Genomic DNA, 22,027 nt, shown 5'->3' with positions numbered 1-22,027 from the left:
TCAGCCCTCCCTGCGCTCGAAGTTGAGGCCGCCGGGCACCTGGAAGGTGGGGAGGATCTCGATGTGGCCGATGTTGACGTGCCGGGGCGCGTCGACCGCGAACTCGATGGCGTCGGCGATGTCCTCGGGCTTGAGGGACTCGTAGCCGTCGTAGTACTCGCGCTGGGCGGCCTCCATGTCGCCGAGCAGGCGGCCGAAGATCTCCGTCTCCACACGGCCGGGGCAGATCTCGCTGACGCGCACGCGGCGGCCGTAGCCGTCGACGCGGAGCTGGCGGGAGAGGGTGTGCACGGCGGCCTTGGTGGCGTGGTAGATCGTGTTGCCGCCGAAGTTGTAGACACCGGCGATGGAGCTGATGTTGACGATGTGGCCGAGGTCGCGCTCGACCATGCCGGGCATCAGCAGGCGGACCAGGTGCAGGACGGCCTGGATGTTGACGGCGATCTGCTCGTCGACGGCGAACTCGTCGGCGGTGAGGATGTTGCCGGTGCGGGAGACGCCCGCGTTGTTGACGAGGACGTCGATCTCCAGGCCGGCCAGTGCGGCGGTGAGCGCCTCGGTGTCGGTGATGTCGAGGGCGTGCGGGATGCAACCGGTCTCGTCGGCAAGGGTGTTGAGCCGGTCGGCGTTGCGGGCCACGGCGTGGACTTCGAGGCCGCGCTTGGTGAGCCGCTCGACGACCACGGCTCCGATGCCGGTCGACGCTCCGGTGACGAGGGCCGTCCTGTAGTCGGAGATGGGCATGCTGAGGTGCTCCTTGCTGTGCGGGGTGGGGGGTGTACGGGCGTGCGGGTGCGGGGATGCGTGGGTGCTTGGTGCTTGGTGCCTGGTGCTGTCAGGCGTCGCGCAGCGGCAGGTGGGCGCGGTCCTTCACCTTGGACACGGCGAGGAGTGTGCCCAGGGCGGTGATGACGGCGTAGTAGGCCGGCATGTTGACGTTGCCTGTCTGCGCGATGAGGTAGGTCATCAGCAGGGGGGCCGTGCCACCGAAGAGTGCGGAGGAGACGTTGTAGCCGAGGCCGTAGGCGGAGTAGCGCACACGGGTCGGGAAGAGTTCGACGAGGAGTATGTGGATGACTCCTGTGTGGCCGGCGAACACCACCGCCATGATGCAGGCGCCGATGACGGCGAGGGCCACGTTGCCGGTGCCGATCAGCAGGTAACAGGGGATGCCGACGATCGCCATGGCGACGGCGGCTCCGGCGAGGACCTTCTTGCGGCCGATGCGGTCGGAGAGGCGGCCCATGTAGGGGATGGCGATACAGATCGCGACCAGGCTGGAGGCGGTGACGAGAAGGCCCTGGACCTTGCTGAAGTTCAGCTCGCTGCTCATGAAGGTGGGCATGTAGCTGAACAGGACGTAGTAGCCGGAGCCGTTCATCAGGGGGATGAACAGGGCCAGCAGCATGGCGCGGCGGTGCTCGGCGGAGGCGAAGGCCTCCTTGAGGGGGTTCTTGGAGAGGCCGTCCTCTTCCTTCAGGCGCGTGAAGTTGGGCGTGTCGCTGATGCGCTTGCGGATGTAGATGCCGGCGATGCCGAGCGGGACGGCGAGCAGGAACGGGATGCGCCAGCCCCAGGACTCCATGCGTGCGGAACCGAGTCCGCTGGTCATGGCGGCGGCGACCAGGGTGCCGGTGAGCAGGGCGAGGAACGAGGCGATCTGGGCGTAGCTGGTGTAGAGCCCGCGCTTGCCCTCGGGGGCGTGCTCAGCGAGGAAGCTCATCGCGCCGGACGCCTCGCCGCCGACGGAGAAGCCCTGGGCGACGCGGAGCAGGATCAGCAGGGCGGGGGCGGCGATGCCGATGCTGGCGTAGGTGGGCAGTACGCCGATGGCGGCGGTGGCGGCGCTGATCAGGAGGATGACGAAGACCAGCATCCGCTGGCGGCCGATGCGGTCGCCGAGGTGGCCGCAGATGACGGCGCCGAGGGGGCGGAAGAAGAAGGAGACGGCGTAGCCGAGGAAGACGAACTGGACGGCGGTCGCGTTGTCCGTGTTGGGGAAGAAGACGGCGGCGAGCGATCCGGCCATGAAGCCGAAGATGCCGTTGTCGTAGAGCTCGGCGAAGATTCCGACGCATCCTGCGAGGGTGACCTTGCGGGCGGTTCTGGGATCGACCGTGTTGGGGACGGATTGAGCGGCCACGGTACTCATGGCGTCTCCTGTCTGGGTGGGAGGCGGGGATGAGGGGTGTTGCGGCTCCGTGCGGGTGCTTCCAGCGGGTTGGCGGGAGGCTGGTGAGCGGGGGTGAGCGGGTGCGGGTGGGGTTTGTGGGCGGGTCGGCGGGGGTGAGCTGGTTTCGTGCGGGCCGGTGGGGGCTTGTCGCGCAGTTCCCCGCGCCCCTTCGTAAGCGGGCCTGTGTGAAGCGGTGCGGGGCGTCAGGTGCCGACTCGCGCCAGTGCCCCGTGATCAGGCCTCCGCGGGTGCGCGGATGCGTAGGGCCTCGAAGGCCGTACGGACCCTGGTTCTCAGGGCGTCTATCGCTTGGCGTTGTGCGCGGTGGGCCGTGATCGCCTGGGGGAGGGTGCGGTGGCGGAAGTGGATGGTTTGGCCGGGGCGGACCTGGCCGAGGGCCGACAGGCCGGTGGCGGTGACCACGGCTAGGACGGGGTAGCCGGCCGTGACGCCGCGGCCTCGGTGGAGGACGAGGAGTTCGTCGCCCGCGGGTACCTCGACTGCGCCGATGGGGACGCCTCGGGAGAGGACCTCGCCCCGGGTGACGCGGCGGGGCACCGTGCCCTGGAGGCGCAGGCCTATGTGGTTGCTTCGCGGGGTGACCGTGAAGGGGGCGTCGAACAGGCGCTGTCCCGTGTCGCCGAACTCGGCCCGGTCGGGGCCGTCGGTGACGTCGATGGTCCAGCTGGTGGGGAACGGGGGGACCGGCGCCTTGAGGCGGAACAGCGGGATGCGGGAGAACGGGTGGTCGATGGGCGGGCAGGCCGTGCGCAGGGCGAGTGTGTCGCCGGCGCGGAGCGGCGGGCCGAAGCCCAGGATCGTGTCGGGGGCGCAGCTGCCCTGGAGGTACTCGGCCTCGAACGAGCCGAGTACGGCCAGGTAGACGCGGAGGCCTCGGTGGATGCCGGTGATCCTGATGGTTTCGCCGGCCCGGACCGGGACCGGTTCCCACTGCGGGCGTACGACTCCTTCGACGGTGACGTCGGCGGGGGCGCCGGTCACCGCGATGAGGATGTCGCCGGAGGGAACGCACGCGAAGTCGAGGGCGGTGATCTCCAGCAGCGGGGCGCGGTCGTCGTTGCCGCACAGGACGTTGGCGACGCGCGCGGAGTGCTGGTCGGCGGCACCGTTGGCGGGCAGGCCATAGCGGGAGCGGCCGACGCGGCCGAGGTCCTGCACGGTGACTATGCCGGCGGTGCGGATGGTGAGGGTGTCAGCCATGGCCGACCACCGAGTTCGCCAAGTCCCCCAGGGCCAAGTCGGCGTATTCGTCCCACTGTTGGGGCTCGATGGGCACGAACCGGAAGGTGTCGCCGGGGCGGTACGCGGTGATCGGGTCGCTGTGCAGGTCGAGGACGCGCACCGGGGTGCGGCCCAGGAGCGGCCACCCGCCGGGCGAGGGCATCGGGCAGATGACCGCCTGTCGGCCCGCTACCGCGACCGAGCCGGGGGCGACCTTGGTGCGCGGCGAGGCGAGGCGCGGTACCGGCTTCGGGAAGGGCGGGCCGTCCGTCATCGGCGCTCCGGCGGGTGCGCCGAGACAGCGCACGGTGAGGTCGGAACCGGAGTGCAGGGCGATGATCTCGCCCTCGGTCACGCCGAGTTGGGCGGCGACCTCGGGGAGGTCGGGACCGTACTCGCCGCCGTAGACGACGGGGACGACGAAGCGGCGCGGGGGTGTGGTGGGCGCGGGGTGCGGGCCGAGGCGGGCCGCCTCGTGCGCCAGGACTCGGCGGACGGTGTCGTGGTCGGTGGCGGCGCAGTCGAACTCGACGAGGAGGGCGTCGTAGGTGGGCACCACGTCGTGGACGCCGGTGAGTCGGACCGCGTTGAGGGCGTCGGCGAGGGCGTGGACGAGCCGCCAGGCGGGTTCGGCGTCCAGGCCCACGGCCTTGGCGACGAGGGCGGAGTCGCCGCAGTCGGCGATGGTGAAGTCGCTACTCATTAGGCGTCCTTGCCGGTCAGGACCTTGTCGAGCGAGGTGATCTCGACGCCGGCGGCGACGAGTTGCTCTCGGATGCGGCCGGCCAGGGCGATCGCGCCGGGGCTGTCGCCGTGCAACAGGACGGTGTCGCAGGCGACTTGGATGTCCGTGCCGTCGACGCTGCGGATGACTCCCTCAGTGACCATGCGCAGGGTGCGCCGGGCGACCTCGTCCGGGTCGTGGATCACCGCGCCCGGCTCAAAGCGGGGCACGAGGGTTCCGTCGGCGCGGTATGCGCGGTCGGCGATGCCGACGATGCCGACGCGCAGTCCGCGGGCGCGTGCCGCGTCGGCCAGTTCGCCGTCCTGCGCGAGGACGATCAGCGACTCGTCCAGGGCCGCTACGGCGTCCACGACGGCGCGGGCGTAGTCGGCGCGGACGGCGACCAGGTTGCCGAGGCGGCCGTGCGGGGCGACATGGTGCACCCGGGTGCCGTGGGCGACGGCGAAGGCCTGGAGGGCGCCGATCTGGTACAGCATGTCCGTGCGGACCTCCTCCGGCGTGAGGTCCATCGCGCGGCGGCCGAAGCCGACCAGGTCGGGAAAGCTCGGGTGGGCGCCGACGGCCACCTGCTTCTCCACACAGGTCCGCACGGTCGCGTCCATGATGCGCGGATCACCGGCGTGGAATCCGCAGGCCACATTGGCGGAGGTCAGCATCTCCAGAAGGGCCGCGTCGTCGCCCATTGTGTAGGCGCCGAATCCCTCGCCGAGATCGGCGACGAGATCAACCATGGGGGTCATGACGTCCTCCGGGAGAGAATACGGGAAGGGGGAATTCCAAGAAAGGGAATTCTGGGGGAAGGAGCTGCCATCACGTCTTCGTGACACCAGAACGGAGAATGTTCCTGGCTGGATGTTCCGCTCAACTTATTCCGCCGGTCGCGTGATCGCCAATATCCGTTCGGTCTGGCGTTATCGCGAACGGCTATGACTCCCCTCACACCCTCCACTCACCGGGGCTGTGCTTCGGAGTGATCCCTCCCTACGATGAGGCTTCGCTCCATCTGGAAGGCCCCGCGCAATGGACACCAGGCGTCTCTACTCGTTCATCAAGATCATCGACGCGGGAAGCATCACGCGCGCGGCGGACATCCTGCACATCGCCCAGCCGGCCCTGAGCCAGCAACTGTCAGCCCTGGAGACGCAGTTCGGGCAGCAGCTGCTGATCCGCAGCAAGCGCGGGGTCGCCCCGACCGAGGCGGGCCGGGCGCTGTACCGGCACGCCCAGCTCATCCTCCGGCAGGTGGACCTCGCGCAGGCCGCCGTCGACGTCTCCGGCCGGGCGCCCGCCGGCAGCGTCTCGGTGGGCCTCGCGCCGTACAGCCTGGGCGCGGCCCTCGCGCTGCCCCTGCTCAAGAGCGTGCGCGAGCGCTACCCGGACATCCTGCTGCACATCAACGAGAACTTCGGCGGCGTGATCAGCGAGGCCATCATGACGGGCCGCATGGACATGGCGTTCATCTACGGCGCCGGGCCGCTGCGGGGTGTGCAGTTCGAGCCCGTCCGTACGGAGGACCTGTTCCTGATCGGCGCGCCCGGCGAGACGGCGTCGTCGGGGCGGGACGAGGTGCGACTGGAGGAGTTGGCGAGCGTGCCCCTGCTGCTGCCCAGCCGGATCCACACGATCCGGCAGGTCGTGGACGCCGCCTTCCAGCAGGCCTCGCTCCGGCTGAACGTGGTGGGCGAGGTCGAGTCGGCGCTGACACTCGTCAACGCGGTGGACGCGGGCCTCGGCGCGACGGTCCTGCCCTGGTCGGCGGCGCGCGCCATTCTCGACGTCCGCGCCCTGACCGTACGGCGGATCGTGGAACCCGTGATCCCGGTGAAACTGTCCGTGGTGACCTCGGACAATCAGCCGCTCTCCGAGCCCGCTCTGGCTGTGCACGATCTGTTCCTGGAGCTGATCGACACCGACAAGAATAAGGACGGCCAATAGCGTCACACAAAACCGCTATTTGTTTCCGGTGACCGCCGAGGCTAGCGTTTCCCGAATAATACGCCCGGCCGGTAATGCATGGCTGTACATGGCTCGTCACTGGAGAAGAACATGAAGAATCGTGTCCTCGCCACCCGTGAAAACCTGCCCGGTGAAGGCCTGCGACGCCTCTCCGAGAGCGCGGAGTTGGTGGCCTGGCCCGGTGCGGAGAAGCCCGAACCCGCCGATCTCGCCGCCCTCGCCCCCGGGGTGAGCGGCGTCCTGGCCCTCGGCAACGACCCGGTGGACGCCGCCCTGATGGACGCGGCGGGCCCCTCGCTGCGCGTCATCGCGCTGGCCAGCATGGGCTTCGACAACGTCGACCGCGCTGCCGCCGCCGAACGCGGCATCGTCGTCACGCACACGCCCCGCGTCCTCGCGGAGACCACCGCCGACCTCACCTTCGCGCTGATCCTCGCCGCCCGCCGCCGGCTCGGCGCGGCCGGGGCGAGCCTCGCGGACGGCTCCTGGGGACTGTTCCGGATGCACGACTACCTCGGTATGGACGTCCACGGAGCCACCCTCGGCCTGGTGGGCTACGGCCAGATCGGCCGCGCGGTGGCCCGCCGCGCCCACGGTTTCGGCATGCGCGTGATCCACCACGACCCGTACGCCCCCGACGACGACCTGTCGACCTCGGTGGGCCTGGCCGCCCTGCTGGCCGACTCCGACGTCGTGTCCCTGCACGTGCCGCTCACCGAGGAGACCCGCCATCTGATCTCGGCCCGCGAACTGGCCGCGATGAAGCCCACGGCCACGCTGGTGAGCACCTCGCGCGGCGGAGTCGTGGACGAGGCCGCGCTGCTCGACGCCATCCGCGAGGGACGTCTGCACTCCGCCGGCCTCGACGTCTTCGAACGCGAGCCGATGGGAACGGAGTTGTCCCCGCTCGTCGCCGAGCCGCACGTGATCACCCTGCCCCACATCGGCTCGGCCACCGAGGCGACCCGGGCCGCGATGGTCGACCTGGCGGTCGACAACATCCTGGACGTCCTGGCCGAACGCCCGGCTCGGACACCGCTTCCCGGCAGTCCGGCGGTGGCGGGCACGCCGGTCGGCAGCTGAACACTCCCCCCGTTCACCCCGCTTGAGCACCGGTGAGGCCGGCCCACTGCAACAGAAACCGCAGCCCCTCCTGCGAGGGCGAGTCCGGTGGGGCCGTGTACGCGACGAGGAACTGCTCCGGGTGCGTGTCGACGGTGAACTGCTGGACGTCCAGGGTGAGTTCACCGGCGACCGGATGGACGTACGTCTTGGTGAGCTGGCGCGGTCCCCGTACCTGATGCTCGGCCCACCACGTGCGGAAGTCCGGGTCGCGGGCGCCGAGTTCGGCGATCAGGGTGTCAAGTGCCGGGTCGTGCGGGGTGCGGCCCGCCTCCATGCGCAGGACGGCGACGCACTCGCGGGCGGCCCGGGGCCAATCCGCGTACAGGGCACGGAAGTCGGTGTCCAGGAAGGTGAGGCGGATCAGGTTGCGCTCGACCGGGGGCAGGGCACCGAAGTCGGTGAGGAGGGCGCCGGCCGCGCGGTTCCAGGCCAGGACGTCCATGCCCCGGTGCAGCACCATCGCCGGGACGTCGTGCATGGTGTCGAGCAACTGCCGTAGCCGCGGGGCGACTTCGGAGCGTCCGGGCGGCCGGGCGGGCACTCCCGGTGCGACCTCGGCCAGCGTGAAGAGGTAGGCGCGTTCGTCCGGTGCGAGTTGGAGCGCGTCGGCGAGTGCGTCCAGGACGGCCCGGGAACCCCGGCGGGTGCGGCCCTGTTCCAGGCGGACGATGTAGTCGACGCTCACGTGCGCGAGGAAGGCCAGTTCCTCCCTGCGCAGTCCGGGTACGCGGCGCAGTCGGCCGTCGTCGGGGAAGCCCGCCTCGTGCGGGTCGCGGTCCGCGCGGCGGGCGCGCAGGAAGTCGCCCAGGTCATTGCCTTCGGGGGACGCGTCGCGGTCTGCCATGGCTCCAGTGTCGTCGGGTCGGCGACGCGGTGCCTGGTACAGAACCGCATAGGCAGAGCCGTCCCTGGTGGCGGCGGGCGGGTGGCGTGACGGTGGGGACATGGCCGTACACCGGCTCCCCTCCCCTCTCCCCTTCGACTGGAGTGCCTCCCCATGCGTACTGACGTCACTTTCTCCAGCGCCGGTCTCAAGATCGCCGGTCACCTCTACACCCCGGACGGGGAGACCGCCGGGCCGCCACGTCCCGCGATCGTGGTCGGGCATCCCGGCACCGGGGTGAAGGAACAGGCCTCCGGCCTGTATGCCCGCCGGCTGGCCGAGCGCGGATTCGTCACGCTCGCCTTCGACGCCGCCTACCAGGGTGAGAGCGAGGGCGAGCCGCGCGGTCTGGAGGACCCGGGGCAGCGGGTCGAGGATCTCAAAGCCGCGGTCTCCTTCCTCACCACCCACGACGAGGTCGACCCCGACCGCATCGGGGCGCTCGGTATCTGTGCCTCCGGCGGTTACGCGCTGGCGGCGACCGCGACCGACCCGCGCATCCGGGCCGTGGGCGCGGTCAGCGCCGTAGACATGTCACGGCAGTTCCGGCTCGGCGCGGACGGCGCTCAGGACCCGGCCGTAGTGGAGGGCATGCTGGCCGCCGCCTCCGCGGCCCGTACCGCCGAGGCCCGTGGTGCGGACGTCCAGCGTTTCCCGGTCTTCCCCGCCACCGAGGAGGAGGCGCGCGCGGGTGGCCCGCATGTCTACGAGGGCTGGGAGTACTACTGCACTCCGCGCGCCCAGCACCCCCGCTCGGCGAAGGCGCTGACCTGGACCAGCGTGGATCGCATCGCCGCCTTCGACGCGTTCGCGTCCGTCGCGCTGATCGCGCCGCGGCCGCTGCTGCTGGTCGTCGGGCGGGCGGCGGTGACGTCCTGGATGAGCGTGGAGGCGTTCCAAAAGGCGTACGGAACAAAGGAGTTGGCGTGGATCGAGGGCGCTTCGCACGTCGACCTCTATGACAAGGACGCGTATGTGACGCCCGCCGTCGAGAAGCTGGGCGACTTCTTCGCCGCCCACCTGGCGGTGTGATCCAGTAGACAGAGAAAACTACACAAGTAACTTGGCAAAGTTACTTGTGTAGTTTTACGTTGGGACCATGAACACCAACCCCGCGCCACAGGAGTCCGTCGTGACCGCGCAGCGGCTCAACGACGCGATGGCCCGGCTCCGCGCACGGCTGCGCGTGGAATCGGGTCAGCATGCGACCGGACTGACCCTCACGCAGCTCGGTGTGCTGGCGAGTGTCGTGCGGGAGGGACCGGTCACCGCGGCGCGGCTGGCCGCGCTGGAGCGCGTCAGCGCGCAGTCCATCGCGCAGAGCCTGGCGGTGCTCAAGGCCGCCGGGCTGGTCCGCAGCGAGCCGGACGCGCGGGACGGCCGCAAGAAGCTGATGAGCGCCGACCCGTCCGCGACCGAACTGGTCGACAAGCTGCTCGCGGGCCGCGCCTCCTTCCTGGCCCGGGCCATCGACCAGCTGGTCGCGCCGGAGGAGCGGAAAGACGTAGAGAAGGCAATCGAGCTGCTGGAGCGGCTCGCCACGGCCGAGCTGGACGACGGCCGGATATGAGAGCCGACGCCACCGAGTCCGCCGCTCCGGCGCGCGGTCTCTCGCGCAAGCCGTTCTCCTGGACCTTCACGACCCCGCTCTACGTCGGGTCGAGCCTCAACCCGATCAACAGCTCGATCATCGCGACCGCGCTGGTGCCGATCGCCACCGAGCTGCATGTCTCGGTCGGCAGCACCGCCACGCTGGTCTCCTCGCTGTACTTGGCCAGCGCCGTGGCGCAGCCCACCGCCGGCAAGCTGGCGGAGGTGCTCGGCGCGCGGCGGGTCTTCCTCTTCGGCATCGTGCTGGTGCTGCTCGGCGGTGTCGTCGGCGGCCTCGGCCAGAATCTGGCGATGCTGACCGTCGCCCGCGTCCTGGTCGGCATCGGCACCTCGGCCGCGTTCCCCTGCGCGATGGTGCTGATCCGGCGCCGCGCCGAGGACGCCGGTCTCGACGCCCCGCCGGGCGGAGTGCTCGGCGGTATCGCGATCGCGGGCATGGCTACCGCCGCCGTAGGGCCGCCGATCGGCGGACTGCTGGTCGGCGCGGCCGGATGGCGCTGGGCGTTCCTGATCAACATCCCGGTCACCCTGATCGCGATGGTGATGGCCGTGCGCTGGCTGCCCAAGGACCCCGCGCTCGACCGCGCGAACAGGCGTTTCCGCAGGGTCGCCGACCGGATCGACCTGACCGGCATCCTCGGTTTCGCGCTGACGATGAGCGCGCTGGTCATCTTCCTGATGGACCTCCCCCGGGTCGACTGGACCGCGCTCGCCGTCTTCGTGCTGGCCGCGGTGCCCACCGTGTGGTGGGAACTGCGCAGGGCCGCGCCGTTCTTCGACTTCCGCGGCCTCGCCGCCAACGGCGCCCTCACCCGCACCTATCTGCGGCAGGGGCTCACCCTGCTCGGCACCTACTCCGTGATGTACGGCATGACGCAGTGGATGGAGGCCGCGCACGGCTTCTCCACGGTGACGGCGGGACTCCTGCTGCTGCCGATGGGCGCCGTCTCCGCGCTGCTCTCGCACCCGCTCGCCCGCCGCAACCTGGTGCGCGGCCCGCTGATCGTCTCGGCGGTGAGCATGCTGATCGGCTCGGCCGGCATCATGCTGCTCACCTCGCACAGCCCGGCGATCGCGCTCGTGCTGGTCTCCCTGATCTTCGGCGTCGCCTCGGCGACCACCACCGTCGGCAACCAGACCGCCCTCTACCTCGAGGCCCCGCCCGACCAGATAGGCACCGCCTCCGGGCTGTTCCGGACCTTCGGCTACCTCGGCACCATCACCTCCGCCGTGATCGGCGGCATCGTCTTCCGCACCGGCGTGACCGACCACGGCCTGCACACCCTCGGCCTCGTCCTGGTCGGCGCGGGCCTCGCGGTCCTGCTGCTGACCGTCCTGGACCGCCGGCTGATGGGCCGCCACACGACCAACTGACCGACCCCCTACGAAAAACCTAGGAGAACCTCGCGTGAGCACCACCTCCCTCCCCACGATCACCCCCGAGCGGACCGCCCTGCTGGTCATGGACTTCCAGAACGGGATCGTCCCCATGGCTCCCGACTCCGACGCCCTCGTCGAGCGGGTCAAGGGCTCCATCGCCGACGTCCGTGCCGCCGGCGGCGCCATCGGCTACGTCCGGGTCGCCTTCACCGAGGACGACTGGGCAGCCGTCCCCGAGACCAACAAGTCCTTCAGCGCGGTCGCCGCGGCGAAGATGCTGCACCACGAGGACGACGCCACCCAGGTCGACGAGCGGATCGCGCCCGAGGACGGCGACATCGTCGTCCGCAAGATCCGCTACGGCTCCGGCTCCACCACCGACCTCCACGAGCAGCTCGGCGACCGGGGCATCGACACCCTGGTGCTCGCGGGGATCAGCACCAGCGGTGTCGTCCTGTCCACCGTCATGGACGCCGCCGACCGCGACTACCGCGTCTTCGTCCTGGCCGACGGCGTCGCCGACCCCGACGCCGAGACCCACCAGGTGCTGGTCGAGAAGGTGTTCCCGTCGCGGGCCCACGTCATCGACACGGCCGGGCTACGCGAACTGCTGCGCTCCGTCTGACACATCATTCACGCCGGCGCCCCCGGGAAGACGACCCGAAGCCTCTGCACCCGTCCGTCCCGCCGGAACATCAGCCAGGCGAGGGTGGGCGGGCAGGGGTTCTCGATGCCGGCGGGGTTGACGGCCTCCATCTCCCAGATGGCGATGTCGCGGCTGGCCACGACATGGCGCAGATGCTGGGTCACGCCCTTGTCGCGGGTCTTCCGCATCGCCGGGAAGGGATGGAGGCGTCCGCCCTCCTTGTTGAGGACGCCGACCAGTTCGGTCTCCGCAGGCCACAACTCCAGGATCTCGCCCGGCAGTTGGCCGCGCATGGCGCCGTCCAGCGTGACCTCGGCCTCCTGCCGACTGTCCTCGGTGAGCGCGGAAGCGTCGTCGTGGCCCGCGGTCGCGGTCGACAGCAGCACCTTGGCCATCTTCGCCCGGGCCTGGTTGAGCCGACTGCGCACCGTGCCGACCGGCACCTCGCAGGCCTCGGCGATCTCCTGGTACGAGGTGATCCCGCTGAAGTGCCGCAGCATCAGCACCAGCCGCTGCTGCTGCGGCAGTTCCTCCACCGCGTCCCAGATCCAGTCCCGCAGCGCGTGCTGCTCGATCAACCGCTCGGGATGCGACGGCTCGTCGTCCCGCAACCGCACCTGCTCCAGCCCGTCGAGCCCGGGCAACTCCCGGTTGGCCCGCAGCCGCATCCGCGCGGAGTTCCGCACGATCGCCCGCAGCCACGCCCCCACGGCCGCGGGCTCCCGCACGTCACCGATGCGCCGCAGCGCGGTCAACGCGGCATCCTGTACGGCGTCCTCGGCGTCGGGGCCGTAGCCGAGCAGGCTCAACGCGACTGCCCTCATGGGTGCCTGATGACGCGTCAGCAACAGTCCCAGGGCGCCGGACTCGCCGGCCTGGGCCCTGCGGGTGAGTTCCTCGTCCGTGGGGTGGTTGAGGGGCACCATGAATCCGAAGCCTCCGTGACGACGCATCGCTAACGGTGTGCTGCCGGGGACCTCGTGCGTCGGTTCGAGGGCCCTTGCCGAGGAAGATACGCGGGGGCGGCTCCCCGGCAAGGGCGTTCCTCAGTCTTCGGACCGGGTGCCGGCCTCGGGCAGCCAACTCCCGTGGAAACCGGACGGAACCGGATACGGCAGCTCCACGACCGCCTGCACGGAGAGGTCCGAGGCGTCGAGGACGAGCAGTTCACCCGCCGCGCCGGCGTCGTCCGAGACGAGCGACAGGAGCCAGCCCTCGTCCTCGTTCGTGCCGTCCACCGCCGGTACGAAGACCGCCTCGCCGGAGTAGCGGTTGCCGGGCGTCTTGTGGACGTCATCGGTCTGGCGCGCGAGGTCGTGCTTGGCGATGCCGTCGCCGTTGACCGTGTAGAGATAGCGGTTCGGGCGCCCGGTGAGGGTCTCGTTGTGGGTGGGGAACTCGGCCTCACGGTCGTCCAGTTGGGACTCGAAGACCCGGCCGGCCACCGGGTCCAGGATCCAGCGGTACAGCACGGAGGGCGCCTGGGTGTGCCCCGGCTCCCGCACCCCGACCTGACCGCTCGGGACACCGGGCACGCTCGGACCGGTGGGTCCGCCGATATCGCCCCAGACCTTCCGGAAACCGGCGTCGTCGTAGCGCACCGCGTCCAGCACCACACGCCCCTGCGCGTCCTCATAGGCGTTGCCCACATGGAAGACGTAACAGGGATCGACGTCGAGCCAGCGCACATCGGTGGAGCCGGGTTCACGGGACATGATCCCGATCCGCGCGCCGTACGCGTCGGCCCACTGGTACGGCATACCGCCGCGCCCGGCCAGCGCGGGGTCGAAGACGACGGGCAGGTCCAGCCACACGATGTGGTGCTCGGTGATCGCGAAGTCGTGCATCATCGTCGGCCCCGGCACGTCGATCGGCCGGCTGTCGAGCAGCACGCCCTCCGGGGTCACCCGGTGGTAGGTGAGGTACGGCGGCGCGAACCCGGTCCCGAACAGGTGCAGTTCACCGGTGACCGGGTCCTCCTTGGGATGCGCGGTCATCGCGGTGGTGAGTTTCCCGCCGAAGTCGTACGGCCCGACGGTCTCCAACTCCGGTGTGACCCAGTAGGGAAGGCCCACCTCGCACAGGGCGAGGACGGCGTCGGCGTGCCGGATGACGTGGGTGTTGGCGGGCGTCGCGGCCAGGTCGATGCTGAAGTCCTCACGGACGAAGGGATGCCCCTCCAACTCCCTTGTGCGGACCCACCTGTTGCGGTACCACTCGGCGCGGCCGTCGCGCAGCCGTATGCCGTGGAGCATGCCGGGGCCGGTGAACCAGTGGCCCCTGTCCTCGCCGGGCAACGGGTTGGGGCCGTTGCGTAGATAGCGGCCGTCCAGTTCGGGCGGCAGGGTGCCCCGGACGGTGAGTTCGGCGGCGGTGTACTCCTCGGGGACCGGGGCGAAGCGGCCCTGGAGATACAGGGGAACAGTCGTCTCGTTCGTCATGCTGCTTCCTTGTCGAGCCCGGCGCGGAGCCTGCGGGGTTCCGGGGGGGCGAGGGGGCGAGGGGGGACGGCGTGGCCGCCCTTGCGGAGTGCGGAGTACGGAGTACGGGTCTGGAGTGCGGGTCCGGCGTGGGTGATCACGACGTTCCGGTCGGACGCGTCGGAAGCGTGGGAAGCGCCGGCGAAGCCGCCGTACACCCGAACCGCCTTGGTCCGGGCGAGAGTTGCCCGCGACGGCGAACACCGGCAGGGCGGGTCCGCCGTCGCGGTCGCGGCGGCCGTGCTGAGCACCGCGGCCGCCACACCTACCTGCGGAGGGACCTCACGCAGAGGCGCCCGACGCCGCCTGCTTGATGAACGCGGCGACCTCGGCCGGCTTGGAGACGTACACGGCGTGGCTGCCGCCGGTCTCGGTGACGGTCGCGCCCGCCCGTTCGGCCATGGCGCGCTGGGCGGGCGGCGGAATCATGCGGTCGTCGGCGGCGACGAGGTAGAAGCTCGGCCTGGTCTGCCATGCGGGCTCGGTGACCGCGCCCGCCAACGCCTCCACTCCCCAGGGCACTTGGGAGTCGGCGAGGAACTGGGCGTCGGCGGCGGGCAGATCACCGGCGAAGGACGCGGCGAACTTCTCCCTGTCGAGGAAGAGGAAGCCGTCGACGGGCGGCAGGATCGGGGGCACCGGCGCGCCGGGCGGCGGGTCGGCGATGAGGGTGTTGACGGACTCGCCCTTGTCCGGCGCGAAAGCCGCGATGTACACGAGCGCCGACACGTTCTCGTGGGTGCCGGCCTCGGAGATCACCGCGCCGCCGTAGGAGTGTCCGACGAGTACGGTCGGGCCGTCCTGGGCGTCGAGGACCCGTTTCGTGGTGGCCACGTCGTCCTCGAGGGACAGCGTGGGGTTCTGTACGACGCTCACGTGATAGCCGTCGGCGCGGAGCGCGTCGTAGACGCCCCGCCAGCCCGATCCGTCGACGAAGCCGCCGTGGACGAGAACGACGTTCCTTGCCGTGCCGGTTTCCTGTGTGGTGCTCACGATGTGCCAACTCCTTCGTGGGGTGTGTGCTCGGAACTGAGAGGTCGTGGAAGTCGCGTTACAGAGGCGGCAGTTGGCCGTCCTGCCGGTTACGGGACGGCCCGCACCGGCGGCTGGGCCTCGGCCAGGGCCATGAGGCGCGCCTGGACCCGAGCGGGATAGACCTTGGTGAAGACGGCGGGGGCGACGAGGCCGACGACATGGGCGGTGATGCCCACCCACGCCGGGGCGTCCACCGCGTTGGAGAGGGCCAGGCTCACGGCGATGAACGTGAAGCCGGCTCCCCAGGCACTGGTGATGTAGTTGTTGACCTGGAGAAACCCCGGCGTGTCCCAGTACTCGCGGGGGGTCTGCCGTTTGGCGATCCCCAGCGTGAAGGGGCTCCAGACCACCAGGCTCCCCCATGCGGTGGCGGCCAGCCAGACGAAGGAGATGACGTCGGTGTGACCGGACAGCGAGGAGTCCGGCCTGGCGACGGCGACGGCACCGATCACGACGAAGTACGCGAGGGTGCTGATCTCCAGGACCAGGGCGTCGAAGCCGACCCCGCGCCGGCGGTCGTTCAGCATCATCAGCAGCCCCGTGACGAGACCGCCTAGCGCGCCCCAGCGCCAGTCGAAGGACGAGAGGACGCCGGCGACGATCCAGGGGGCGAATCCGGGCAGATAAGCCAACATTGAGTGTTTCCTCGGTGGATTGGAATGGACGCCGACTAGATGCACGGCGGCCCGCGAAGTTCGGACCTCACAATGTGACGCTCGCCACACGTCCATGGATCTCTAACCGGATAGATCTATCCACTTAATGTAGGGTGGTGAGCATGACCTGTCGAGAGGAGTCGTGATGGGAGTTCCGATGTCACGCAAGATCTGGCTTCCGCTGGGAGCGGCCGTCCTGGTGCTGAACGCGATGCAGTGGGTGGTGTCCGAGGCGGTCGCCGCGGCCGCCTGGAGCCGCCCGGCCTACAGCTACGCCACGAACTACATCAGCGACCTGGGCGTCCCCGACTGCGGTACGCACTACCAGGGCCGCACGATCTGCTCGCCGGATCACGCGCTGATGAACACGTCGTTCATCGTCCAGGGCGTCCTGTTCGCGACCGGTGTGATCCTGCTGGCGGCCACCCTGCTCACGGGCCGCGCGCGCCGCGTCGTCATCGCCCTCGCGGGCGCGCACGCGGTGGGCTTCCTGCTGGTCGGCCTGTTCCACGGCTCCCCGGACGGCCCGGGCTACAGCCTGGCGCTGCACGTCGCGGGCGCGTCGATCGCGATCCTGTGCGCGAACACGATCGTGATCATGGCGGGCTCGCTGAAGAGCCTCCAACTGCCGGGCGCGTACCGCGTGTTCAGCATCGCGGTCGGTGCCCTGGGCCTCCTCAGCGAGGCGTTCGTGGGTGCCTCGACGAGCACGGCCGGCATCTTCGAGCGGGGCGGTGTCTACTCATGGCTGCTGTGGAGCGTCGTGACGGGCGTGTCCCTCCTGGTCAGGCAGACGCGCCGCGCCACCGAGGCGAGGATGCTGGAGAATGTCCCGGCGTGAGCCCCGATACGCAACGCCCGCTGCGCGCGGACGCGGAACGAAACCGCCGCCTGATAATGACGACGGCCGACCGCCTGTTCGCCCGGCGGGGGGCCACGGTCCCCCTCAACGAGATCGCACGCGAGGCGGGCCTCGGCGTCGGCACGGTCTACCGCCGCTTCCCCGACCTCCAAGCCCTGGTGGACGCCTTGTTCACCGAGCGGTTCACCATCTTCCTCGACCTGGCGGCCAGGTCCGCCGCGCTCGAGGACCCGGCCCAGGCGCTACGGCACTACCTGCTGGCGGCGGCACAGTGGCGGGCCGAGGACCGGGCGCTGGAGGTCATCATGGCCAACGCCAGCGTCGACACCGGCCCGATCGCCCGGACCCGCGACCAGCTCGGCCGCCTCGTGGACGGCCTCGCGGAACGGGCGGTGGCAGCGGGCGCGGTCCGCAAGGACTTCGCCAGCGCCGACGTGTACGCCTTTCTGTACATGATCGGCGCGGTCGCGGACCGCACGAACGATGTCGCGCCGGACGCCTGGCGCCGGTACGCGGAGGTCCTGATGGTGGGCTTCGGGCTGGAGCAGCCGGCGGCGGCGCACACGTCGGCCATGACCGACGACCAGCTTCTCGACAGCTGGCCCAGGCCGTCGGGCGAGCAGGGGTAGTCGGCGCGTTTCCGCACATGCCGTACGTGCCGCACATGCCGTACATCGGGACCAAGGAGTCCCAGGTGGGCCCGGCGGAGGGCGCCGATGACGCGATCGAGTTCTTCACCGAACCGAGAACGGCGACGATCGGAGTCGGCTGACCACTCCCCCGGAACCCGCCGCTCAGCGCCTACGACCGGTGCCGTACTGGAAGTACGTCTCGCTCTCCCGCACTTCGAGGTCGATGCCGGCGGCGTCGGCAGCGGAGACGAGCTCGTCGACGAAGAACAGGCCGCCGCCGGGCCATAGCCGGCCCCCGAGCGAACGGAAGAAAGGACGGAGCCGTTCGCGCGGCACATCCGAGACCCAGAACGTGAAGACGATCGTGTCGAACCGCTCCTCGGTCTACCAGGTGAACAGATCCGCGATCTCCGTCCGGACCTTTTCCTCCTTGGCCACCGGATTGTGCGCGAGTATCTCGGCGGACCCGTCGACCAGCAGGAGGTTCCGGGTGCGCGGGGCGAGGGGTGCGCTCCATGTGCCCGTACCGGGGGCGAGTTCGAGAACGTCGTCGCCGAGATCGATCGCGTACAGCACGGATCGGACGAGCTCCGCCTCACGGAACCAATCTCGTCGCGAACTGCTCGTCGGTGACGGGTCCGCACGGCTCTTCCCCGAACTCAGCGGGTACGGCCTCACGAGGCTCAGAGTCGGGGGCTGCTGCCAGGCTGACGATCCGTCAACTCGGCGATTGTGGCCGCGACTTCGCCCGCCCACCCGAGCAACCGCAGGTCCGCATGACGACGCCCCACGAGCTGAAGTCCGAGGGGCAACTCCCCCGCGCCTCGCGGCAAGGGGAACGTCACGCAAGGCAGGCCGAGATGGCTCCAGGGCAGACTCATCACCGGACTGCCGGTGGACGAAAGGCCGAGCGGCGCCACATCGGTCGCGGCCGGCGCCACGACGAGGTCGATGCCCTCCTGGTCCATCCTGGTGTCGAAGGCGGCGCGCTGCTCGGCCAGTTGACCGACGGCGGCCGCGTAGTCGCGCTCCGAAATGGCGAGGCCCCGCTGGATCGCCGCCACGGTCCCCGCGCCGAGAACGTGGGCGTGCCGACGAAAGCGGTCCTCGTGGGCCCGGGCGAACTCGCAATCAAAAATGACCGACTGGGTCCTGGTGAGGACGGCCACATCGGCCGCCAGGTCCGTGTGCACGAAGTCGAGGCCGGACTCGGCGAGTTCACGCACCGCGGTACCGAAAACCTCGTTCGTCGTTTCGGTGGCAAGCGCCAGGTATTCACGCGCGGGCACGGCGACGACCGGCTTCCTACCCATCGACTGCTCTTCCTCGAAGAACACCGAAGCACCGAGCACCAGACCGGAAACGGAGGTGGCGAAGAGCCCGAACGAGTCGTAACTCTGGGCGCAGGGAATGACACCGTCCAAAGAGACGCTGCCCTGGGTCGTCTTGAAACCCGCCACACCGCAGTAGGACGCCGGCCGTATCACCGAACCGATGGTCTGCGTACCCACCGCCAGGGCTACGGCCCCGGTCGCCACGGCTGCCGCGGACCCGCTGCTGGAACCGCCCGGTGTGTGCCGCAGGTCGTGCGGATTGTGGGTCGTCGGCGGATGCACGCAGGCGAATTCCGCGGTCTTCGTCTTGCCGATGACAGTCGCGCCGGCCCGCCGCAGCAGCGTCACCGCCGATGCCTCGGGGCCCGCGAACTCACCCGGGTCGAGTGCCGAACCGCCCCTGGTGGGCAGGTTTTCCACGGCGAATATGTCCTTGACGCCCAGGGTGGCCCCGCGCAGCGGCCCGGAACTCTCCGTGGATGTCCGGGCCAGCCGTGATTCCCTGTCGGGTTCGTCTTCGAAAGCCTCGACGGCGGTGTCCGTTTCGGCGATTCTCTTCAGGGAGGTCCGGACGTTTTGGGCCACGTCCGCGTGTGCCCCGGTTTCAGAGACGAGATCACGACCGAAAACCATATCCATGGCCCGATGTTAAGCGCGCTGCCGCGGCCGCGGCCTGGGATCGCACCTGGCGTCGGAACACCCCCAGGGACACGGATGCCACCACAAGACTGACGCCGGCTACGACAGCCAGGATGGTCCGGGGGTCCCAACTGCCGCCCGCGGTGGCCAGGATGACTCCGGCCAGCGGCGCCGGAGCCAGGATCATGGAGGAGAACACCCTTAGCGTGGCCCCGAGTTGTCCGGCCGGGATCAGGCGGATGCGCCAGGTGCGCGTGTCGGCTCGTGCTGTGATTCGTCGTACGCGACCAGTACCGGCGCGTCGCAGGGACGGTCGGCGGGGAGGGCGTGCTCGACGTAGTTGAGGCGGGTGTGCGGGAACCGGCAGGCACCGGGCATGGCGCGATCGGCGAGTACGGGGGTCGGGTCACCGTCGGCCCGGACGTGGAAGAACTGCCAGATCGACGCCCAAATTCCCTCGGGCTCCCACAAGGGGATCGGTCGGGTCTCGGGCGTCCTCGTGTGCCTCATTTGATCGCCACCGCCGAGACCGGGGATCCGACCGCGCCGGTGATCGGCAGCGGTGTGGCGGCGAGCATGAACTCGTAGCGGTGGTCGGCTGCGCAGTCGGCTGCCAGGGCGTCGAGGTCGAAGATCTCACCGAAGGCCAGACCCATGTGGACGAGGGCGACCAGATGCAGCGGTTGCAGGGCGTCGATCTCGTTCGGGCGCACCTCCACACCCCAGGTGTCGGTCGCGACGGCGGCGATCTCCCGTTCGTACAGCCAGGGCGCCGTGTGCAAGGACAGTCCCGGTGCCGGTCCGCCCGCGTAGTCACCCCACTTTCCGCGCCGTGCGGTCAACTGCCCGGTGCGGACCAGCAGGGCGTCCCCCGGGCGCACGGCGGAGCCCTGTGCCGAGAGCGCCTGTTCGAGATCGTCGACGGTGATCGGGTAGCCCGGATCCAGACTGCCGACGCCGAAGTGGGCGGGCAGGTCCACCAGCACGCCGCGCAGTACCAGACGGTCGCTCCAGTGCTGGATGCCGTTGCGTGCCGCGCCGCGCGAGGTGTGCTCGGCCGCGCTGTAGCCGTTCCACATCCGGCCCCTGTAGAAGATGTGCGAGAGCGCGTCCCACTGAGTGCCGCACTGGGTGCCCATGACGACCAGGTCGTCGGAGAAGCCGAATCCGCCGACGGGCCCGAGGGCGGACAGCACCTCGTCCTGGGCTCCGGCGAGGTGGTCGGTGCCGGTCGCGGTGGTGATCAGCTGGGGGTTGGTGCGCAGTCCGCCGGGCTGCGGCCCGTTCTGGTCGTAGGGCAGCGTCAGGGAGACGACCTTGCCGTCGCGGACCAACTCGGCGGCGGCGCGCACCTGTTCGGCGCCGACGAGGTTCAGCGCGCCGAGCTGGTCGTCCTCGCCCCAGCGACCCCAGCGGCTCAACCGGGCGATGTACTCGTCGAGGACGCCCGTCGAACCCACCGAGCTCACCGGTCCGCCTCCGAGGTGGCGGTCAAGGTACGGTCCAGCCAGCCGATGATCGTCGGAAACACTTCGGGCAGCTTGCTGACCGCGCAGTGCCCCGTGTCGGGGACGAGGTTCACGACGGTGTCGCGGCGACCCTCGAACACCAGGGTGTCGTGCTGGGGCACATGGACGTCGTCGGCGCCGTTGACCACCAGCATGGGGCTGTTGCGGTCCTGGTCGAGCAGCGGGCGCAGGGAGAACTCCGCCCTGTGTACGGCCAGTTGCCCGATGGTGGGCGGTGCGTCGAAGCCCATCGCGTTGCCGACGATCCCGTCCATCCCGAAGGCGTACGTCCGCTCTTCGGTGAACGCCATTTCGACCGGCCCGCCCAGCACCACGGCGGCGTCGGCCTCACCGCCGAGACCCGATCGGGCCGAGAAGTACCCGCCCATCGAGATGCCCACGTGCGCCACCACGCCGTTGCCCAGCGACCGGGCGTGCTCGATCAGCCCGGTGACCATCTCCGCGCCGCCGCCACCGGTCATCGGCACCGTGGATTCGCCGGTTCCCGCGATGTCGAACACCAGCACCCGGGCACGTAGATGGGTGGCGAGGAGCACCATCAGCCCGTGCACATCCATCTTCCAGCTGTCCACTCCCCCGCTGGCGAGCACCACCGGCCGGTCGGCGGGAAGGTCGAAGGGCGCGAGCAGATGGACCGGGACACTGGTCGTGTTTCCTCGGTACGGCAGTTCCAGCACGTACCGCTCGAACCGCACCCCGAAGCCGGGAGCGGCGAGCCGGTACTGCTCAAGCTGCTTGGCGAGCGCGACGCGCTTGCTCTCGTCGGCCAGGGTCGGGAACTTCGCCCATCCATAGGCCAGCGCCGCCTGCTCATGGGCTCCCGCGTCGGCGTAGGCCGCGGCCAGCTTCGACCACTCATGGACCCAGCCGCCCGGAGCGTCCACCCACATCTCGGTGACCGCGGCACGCACGGCGTCGACGTCGGCCGCCGGCAGTCCGGTGTTGACCATCTGCGGATACCGCTCGCCGAACAGCTCCGACGCGTCCAGCGGCCATTGATAGGGCATGACGGCTCCTTCCGTTCCTACTGCGACACAGTCATCCTTCTGCGGCACAGTCACTAACGCAGATATCTTGCATTAGTGGACGCTACGCCCGC

General features: G+C 70.1%; 26 protein-coding genes. 9 read left to right on the top strand and 17 right to left on the bottom strand.

Annotation, left to right across the window (positions count from 1 at the left end):
* From OO70_RS30420 to OO70_RS30400, 5 genes are all read right to left on the bottom strand, one after another.
* A complete protein-coding gene (locus OO70_RS30420; protein WP_043678108.1) occupies positions 1 to 744 on the bottom strand; it encodes an SDR family oxidoreductase in 744 nt (247 codons plus the stop codon).
* A 91-nt stretch (positions 745 to 835) separates the two neighbouring features.
* Positions 836 to 2,152, bottom strand: coding sequence for an MFS transporter (locus tag OO70_RS30415; RefSeq protein WP_043678107.1), 1,317 nt, complete (start codon positions 2,150 to 2,152; stop codon positions 836 to 838).
* 255 nt (positions 2,153 to 2,407) lie between these two features.
* Entirely contained in the window at positions 2,408 to 3,394 is a 987-nt protein-coding gene (locus OO70_RS30410) for a 5-oxoprolinase subunit C family protein (RefSeq protein WP_043678105.1), read from the bottom strand.
* Positions 3,387 to 4,118 carry a 5-oxoprolinase subunit B family protein gene (locus OO70_RS30405; RefSeq protein ID WP_043678104.1) on the bottom strand — a complete coding sequence of 244 codons (732 nt, stop codon included), beginning with the start codon at positions 4,116 to 4,118 and terminating at the stop codon, positions 3,387 to 3,389. The genes OO70_RS30410 and OO70_RS30405 overlap by 8 nt, the downstream gene beginning before the upstream one ends.
* On the bottom strand, positions 4,118 to 4,900 hold the full coding sequence (locus tag OO70_RS30400) for a LamB/YcsF family protein (RefSeq protein ID WP_043678102.1): 783 nt from the start codon (positions 4,898 to 4,900) through the stop codon (positions 4,118 to 4,120). Before OO70_RS30400 ends, OO70_RS30405 begins: the two co-directional genes overlap by 1 nt.
* 280 nt (positions 4,901 to 5,180) lie before the next feature.
* On the opposite strand from OO70_RS30400, the gene nac reads away from it, so the two are divergent.
* Positions 5,181 to 6,095, top strand: a complete 915-nt coding sequence (gene nac / locus OO70_RS30395; protein WP_043678100.1) for a nitrogen assimilation transcriptional regulator NAC — start codon at positions 5,181 to 5,183, stop codon at positions 6,093 to 6,095.
* A 111-nt stretch (positions 6,096 to 6,206) separates the two neighbouring features.
* A complete protein-coding gene (locus OO70_RS30390; RefSeq protein WP_043678099.1) occupies positions 6,207 to 7,199 on the top strand; it encodes a 2-hydroxyacid dehydrogenase in 993 nt (330 codons plus the stop codon).
* Between the two features lie 13 nt (positions 7,200 to 7,212).
* Here the strand turns inward: OO70_RS30390 and OO70_RS30385 are convergent, their stop codons facing one another.
* The gene (locus OO70_RS30385) at positions 7,213 to 8,085 is read right to left on the bottom strand and encodes a helix-turn-helix transcriptional regulator (protein WP_043678096.1); all 873 of its coding nucleotides are present in this window, start codon (positions 8,083 to 8,085) and stop codon (positions 7,213 to 7,215) included.
* Positions 8,086 to 8,238: 153 nt separating this feature from the next.
* Here OO70_RS30385 and OO70_RS30380 point away from each other — a divergent pair, with 153 nt between their 5' ends.
* The 4 genes from OO70_RS30380 (at position 8,239) to OO70_RS30365 (ending at position 11,740) form a co-directional block, all read left to right on the top strand.
* The gene (locus OO70_RS30380; protein ID WP_043678093.1) at positions 8,239 to 9,156 is read left to right on the top strand and encodes an alpha/beta hydrolase; all 918 of its coding nucleotides are present in this window, start codon (positions 8,239 to 8,241) and stop codon (positions 9,154 to 9,156) included.
* Between the two features lie 67 nt (positions 9,157 to 9,223).
* Positions 9,224 to 9,694, top strand: a complete 471-nt coding sequence (locus tag OO70_RS30375; protein ID WP_051741742.1) for a MarR family winged helix-turn-helix transcriptional regulator — start codon at positions 9,224 to 9,226, stop codon at positions 9,692 to 9,694.
* Positions 9,691 to 11,109 (top strand): MFS transporter, encoded by a 1,419-nt coding sequence (locus OO70_RS30370; RefSeq protein ID WP_043678091.1) that lies wholly within the window; start codon positions 9,691 to 9,693, stop codon positions 11,107 to 11,109. Before OO70_RS30375 ends, OO70_RS30370 begins: the two co-directional genes overlap by 4 nt.
* Before the next feature lie 34 nt (positions 11,110 to 11,143).
* On the top strand, positions 11,144 to 11,740 hold the full coding sequence (locus OO70_RS30365; protein WP_043678088.1) for a cysteine hydrolase family protein: 597 nt from the start codon (positions 11,144 to 11,146) through the stop codon (positions 11,738 to 11,740).
* 8 nt (positions 11,741 to 11,748) lie between these two features.
* Here OO70_RS30365 and OO70_RS30360 read toward each other — a convergent pair whose 3' ends face one another.
* From OO70_RS30360 to OO70_RS30340, 5 genes are all read right to left on the bottom strand, one after another.
* On the bottom strand, positions 11,749 to 12,714 hold the full coding sequence (locus tag OO70_RS30360) for an RNA polymerase sigma factor (protein WP_324604883.1): 966 nt from the start codon (positions 12,712 to 12,714) through the stop codon (positions 11,749 to 11,751).
* A 93-nt stretch (positions 12,715 to 12,807) separates the two neighbouring features.
* Complete coding sequence (locus tag OO70_RS30355) at positions 12,808 to 14,202, bottom strand: carotenoid oxygenase family protein (protein WP_043678083.1); 1,395 nt, start codon at positions 14,200 to 14,202, stop codon at positions 12,808 to 12,810.
* A complete protein-coding gene (locus OO70_RS56205; RefSeq protein WP_234336974.1) occupies positions 14,199 to 14,492 on the bottom strand; it encodes a hypothetical protein in 294 nt (97 codons plus the stop codon). The genes OO70_RS30355 and OO70_RS56205 overlap by 4 nt, the downstream gene beginning before the upstream one ends.
* Before the next feature lie 31 nt (positions 14,493 to 14,523).
* Positions 14,524 to 15,234, bottom strand: a complete 711-nt coding sequence (locus OO70_RS30345; RefSeq protein WP_043678079.1) for an alpha/beta fold hydrolase — start codon at positions 15,232 to 15,234, stop codon at positions 14,524 to 14,526.
* An 89-nt stretch (positions 15,235 to 15,323) separates the two neighbouring features.
* Entirely contained in the window at positions 15,324 to 15,911 is a 588-nt protein-coding gene (locus OO70_RS30340; protein ID WP_043678077.1) for a hypothetical protein, read from the bottom strand.
* A 178-nt stretch (positions 15,912 to 16,089) separates the two neighbouring features.
* Between OO70_RS30340 and OO70_RS30335 the strand changes: the two genes are divergently transcribed.
* From OO70_RS30335 to OO70_RS56675, 3 genes are read left to right on the top strand one after another with little or no spacing between them, the layout of a single operon-like run.
* Positions 16,090 to 16,773 carry a DUF998 domain-containing protein gene (locus tag OO70_RS30335; RefSeq protein WP_078651632.1) on the top strand — a complete coding sequence of 228 codons (684 nt, stop codon included), beginning with the start codon at positions 16,090 to 16,092 and terminating at the stop codon, positions 16,771 to 16,773.
* A gap of 56 nt (positions 16,774 to 16,829) precedes the next feature.
* Positions 16,830 to 17,423, top strand: coding sequence for a TetR/AcrR family transcriptional regulator (locus OO70_RS30330; protein ID WP_051741741.1), 594 nt, complete (start codon positions 16,830 to 16,832; stop codon positions 17,421 to 17,423).
* 17 nt (positions 17,424 to 17,440) lie between these two features.
* Positions 17,441 to 17,566 (top strand): hypothetical protein, encoded by a 126-nt coding sequence (locus OO70_RS56675; protein WP_267881237.1) that lies wholly within the window; start codon positions 17,441 to 17,443, stop codon positions 17,564 to 17,566.
* A gap of 22 nt (positions 17,567 to 17,588) precedes the next feature.
* Here the strand turns inward: OO70_RS56675 and OO70_RS54775 are convergent, their stop codons facing one another.
* The 6 genes from OO70_RS54775 to OO70_RS30305 form a co-directional block, all read right to left on the bottom strand.
* On the bottom strand, positions 17,589 to 17,762 hold the full coding sequence (locus OO70_RS54775) for a hypothetical protein (RefSeq protein ID WP_158711533.1): 174 nt from the start codon (positions 17,760 to 17,762) through the stop codon (positions 17,589 to 17,591).
* A 48-nt stretch (positions 17,763 to 17,810) separates the two neighbouring features.
* Positions 17,811 to 18,002 carry a class I SAM-dependent methyltransferase gene (locus OO70_RS51360; RefSeq protein WP_051741739.1) on the bottom strand — a complete coding sequence of 64 codons (192 nt, stop codon included), beginning with the start codon at positions 18,000 to 18,002 and terminating at the stop codon, positions 17,811 to 17,813.
* A gap of 107 nt (positions 18,003 to 18,109) precedes the next feature.
* Positions 18,110 to 19,399, bottom strand: coding sequence for an amidase family protein (locus tag OO70_RS30320; protein ID WP_043678070.1), 1,290 nt, complete (start codon positions 19,397 to 19,399; stop codon positions 18,110 to 18,112).
* A 231-nt stretch (positions 19,400 to 19,630) separates the two neighbouring features.
* Entirely contained in the window at positions 19,631 to 19,909 is a 279-nt protein-coding gene (locus tag OO70_RS30315) for a hypothetical protein (protein WP_158711532.1), read from the bottom strand.
* A complete protein-coding gene (locus OO70_RS30310; protein ID WP_199827436.1) occupies positions 19,906 to 20,868 on the bottom strand; it encodes a cyclase family protein in 963 nt (320 codons plus the stop codon). Before OO70_RS30310 ends, OO70_RS30315 begins: the two co-directional genes overlap by 4 nt.
* Positions 20,865 to 21,935 carry an alpha/beta hydrolase gene (locus OO70_RS30305; protein ID WP_043678065.1) on the bottom strand — a complete coding sequence of 357 codons (1,071 nt, stop codon included), beginning with the start codon at positions 21,933 to 21,935 and terminating at the stop codon, positions 20,865 to 20,867. Before OO70_RS30305 ends, OO70_RS30310 begins: the two co-directional genes overlap by 4 nt.
* Positions 21,936 to 22,027: the final 92 nt, after the last annotated feature.

This window comes from Streptomyces xylophagus, assembly GCF_000716435.1.
Classification (GTDB): domain Bacteria; phylum Actinomycetota; class Actinomycetes; order Streptomycetales; family Streptomycetaceae; genus Streptomyces; species Streptomyces xylophagus.
The sequence above is the reverse complement of the archived record's forward strand: the minus strand, read 5'-3'. Positions and strand labels throughout refer to the sequence as shown.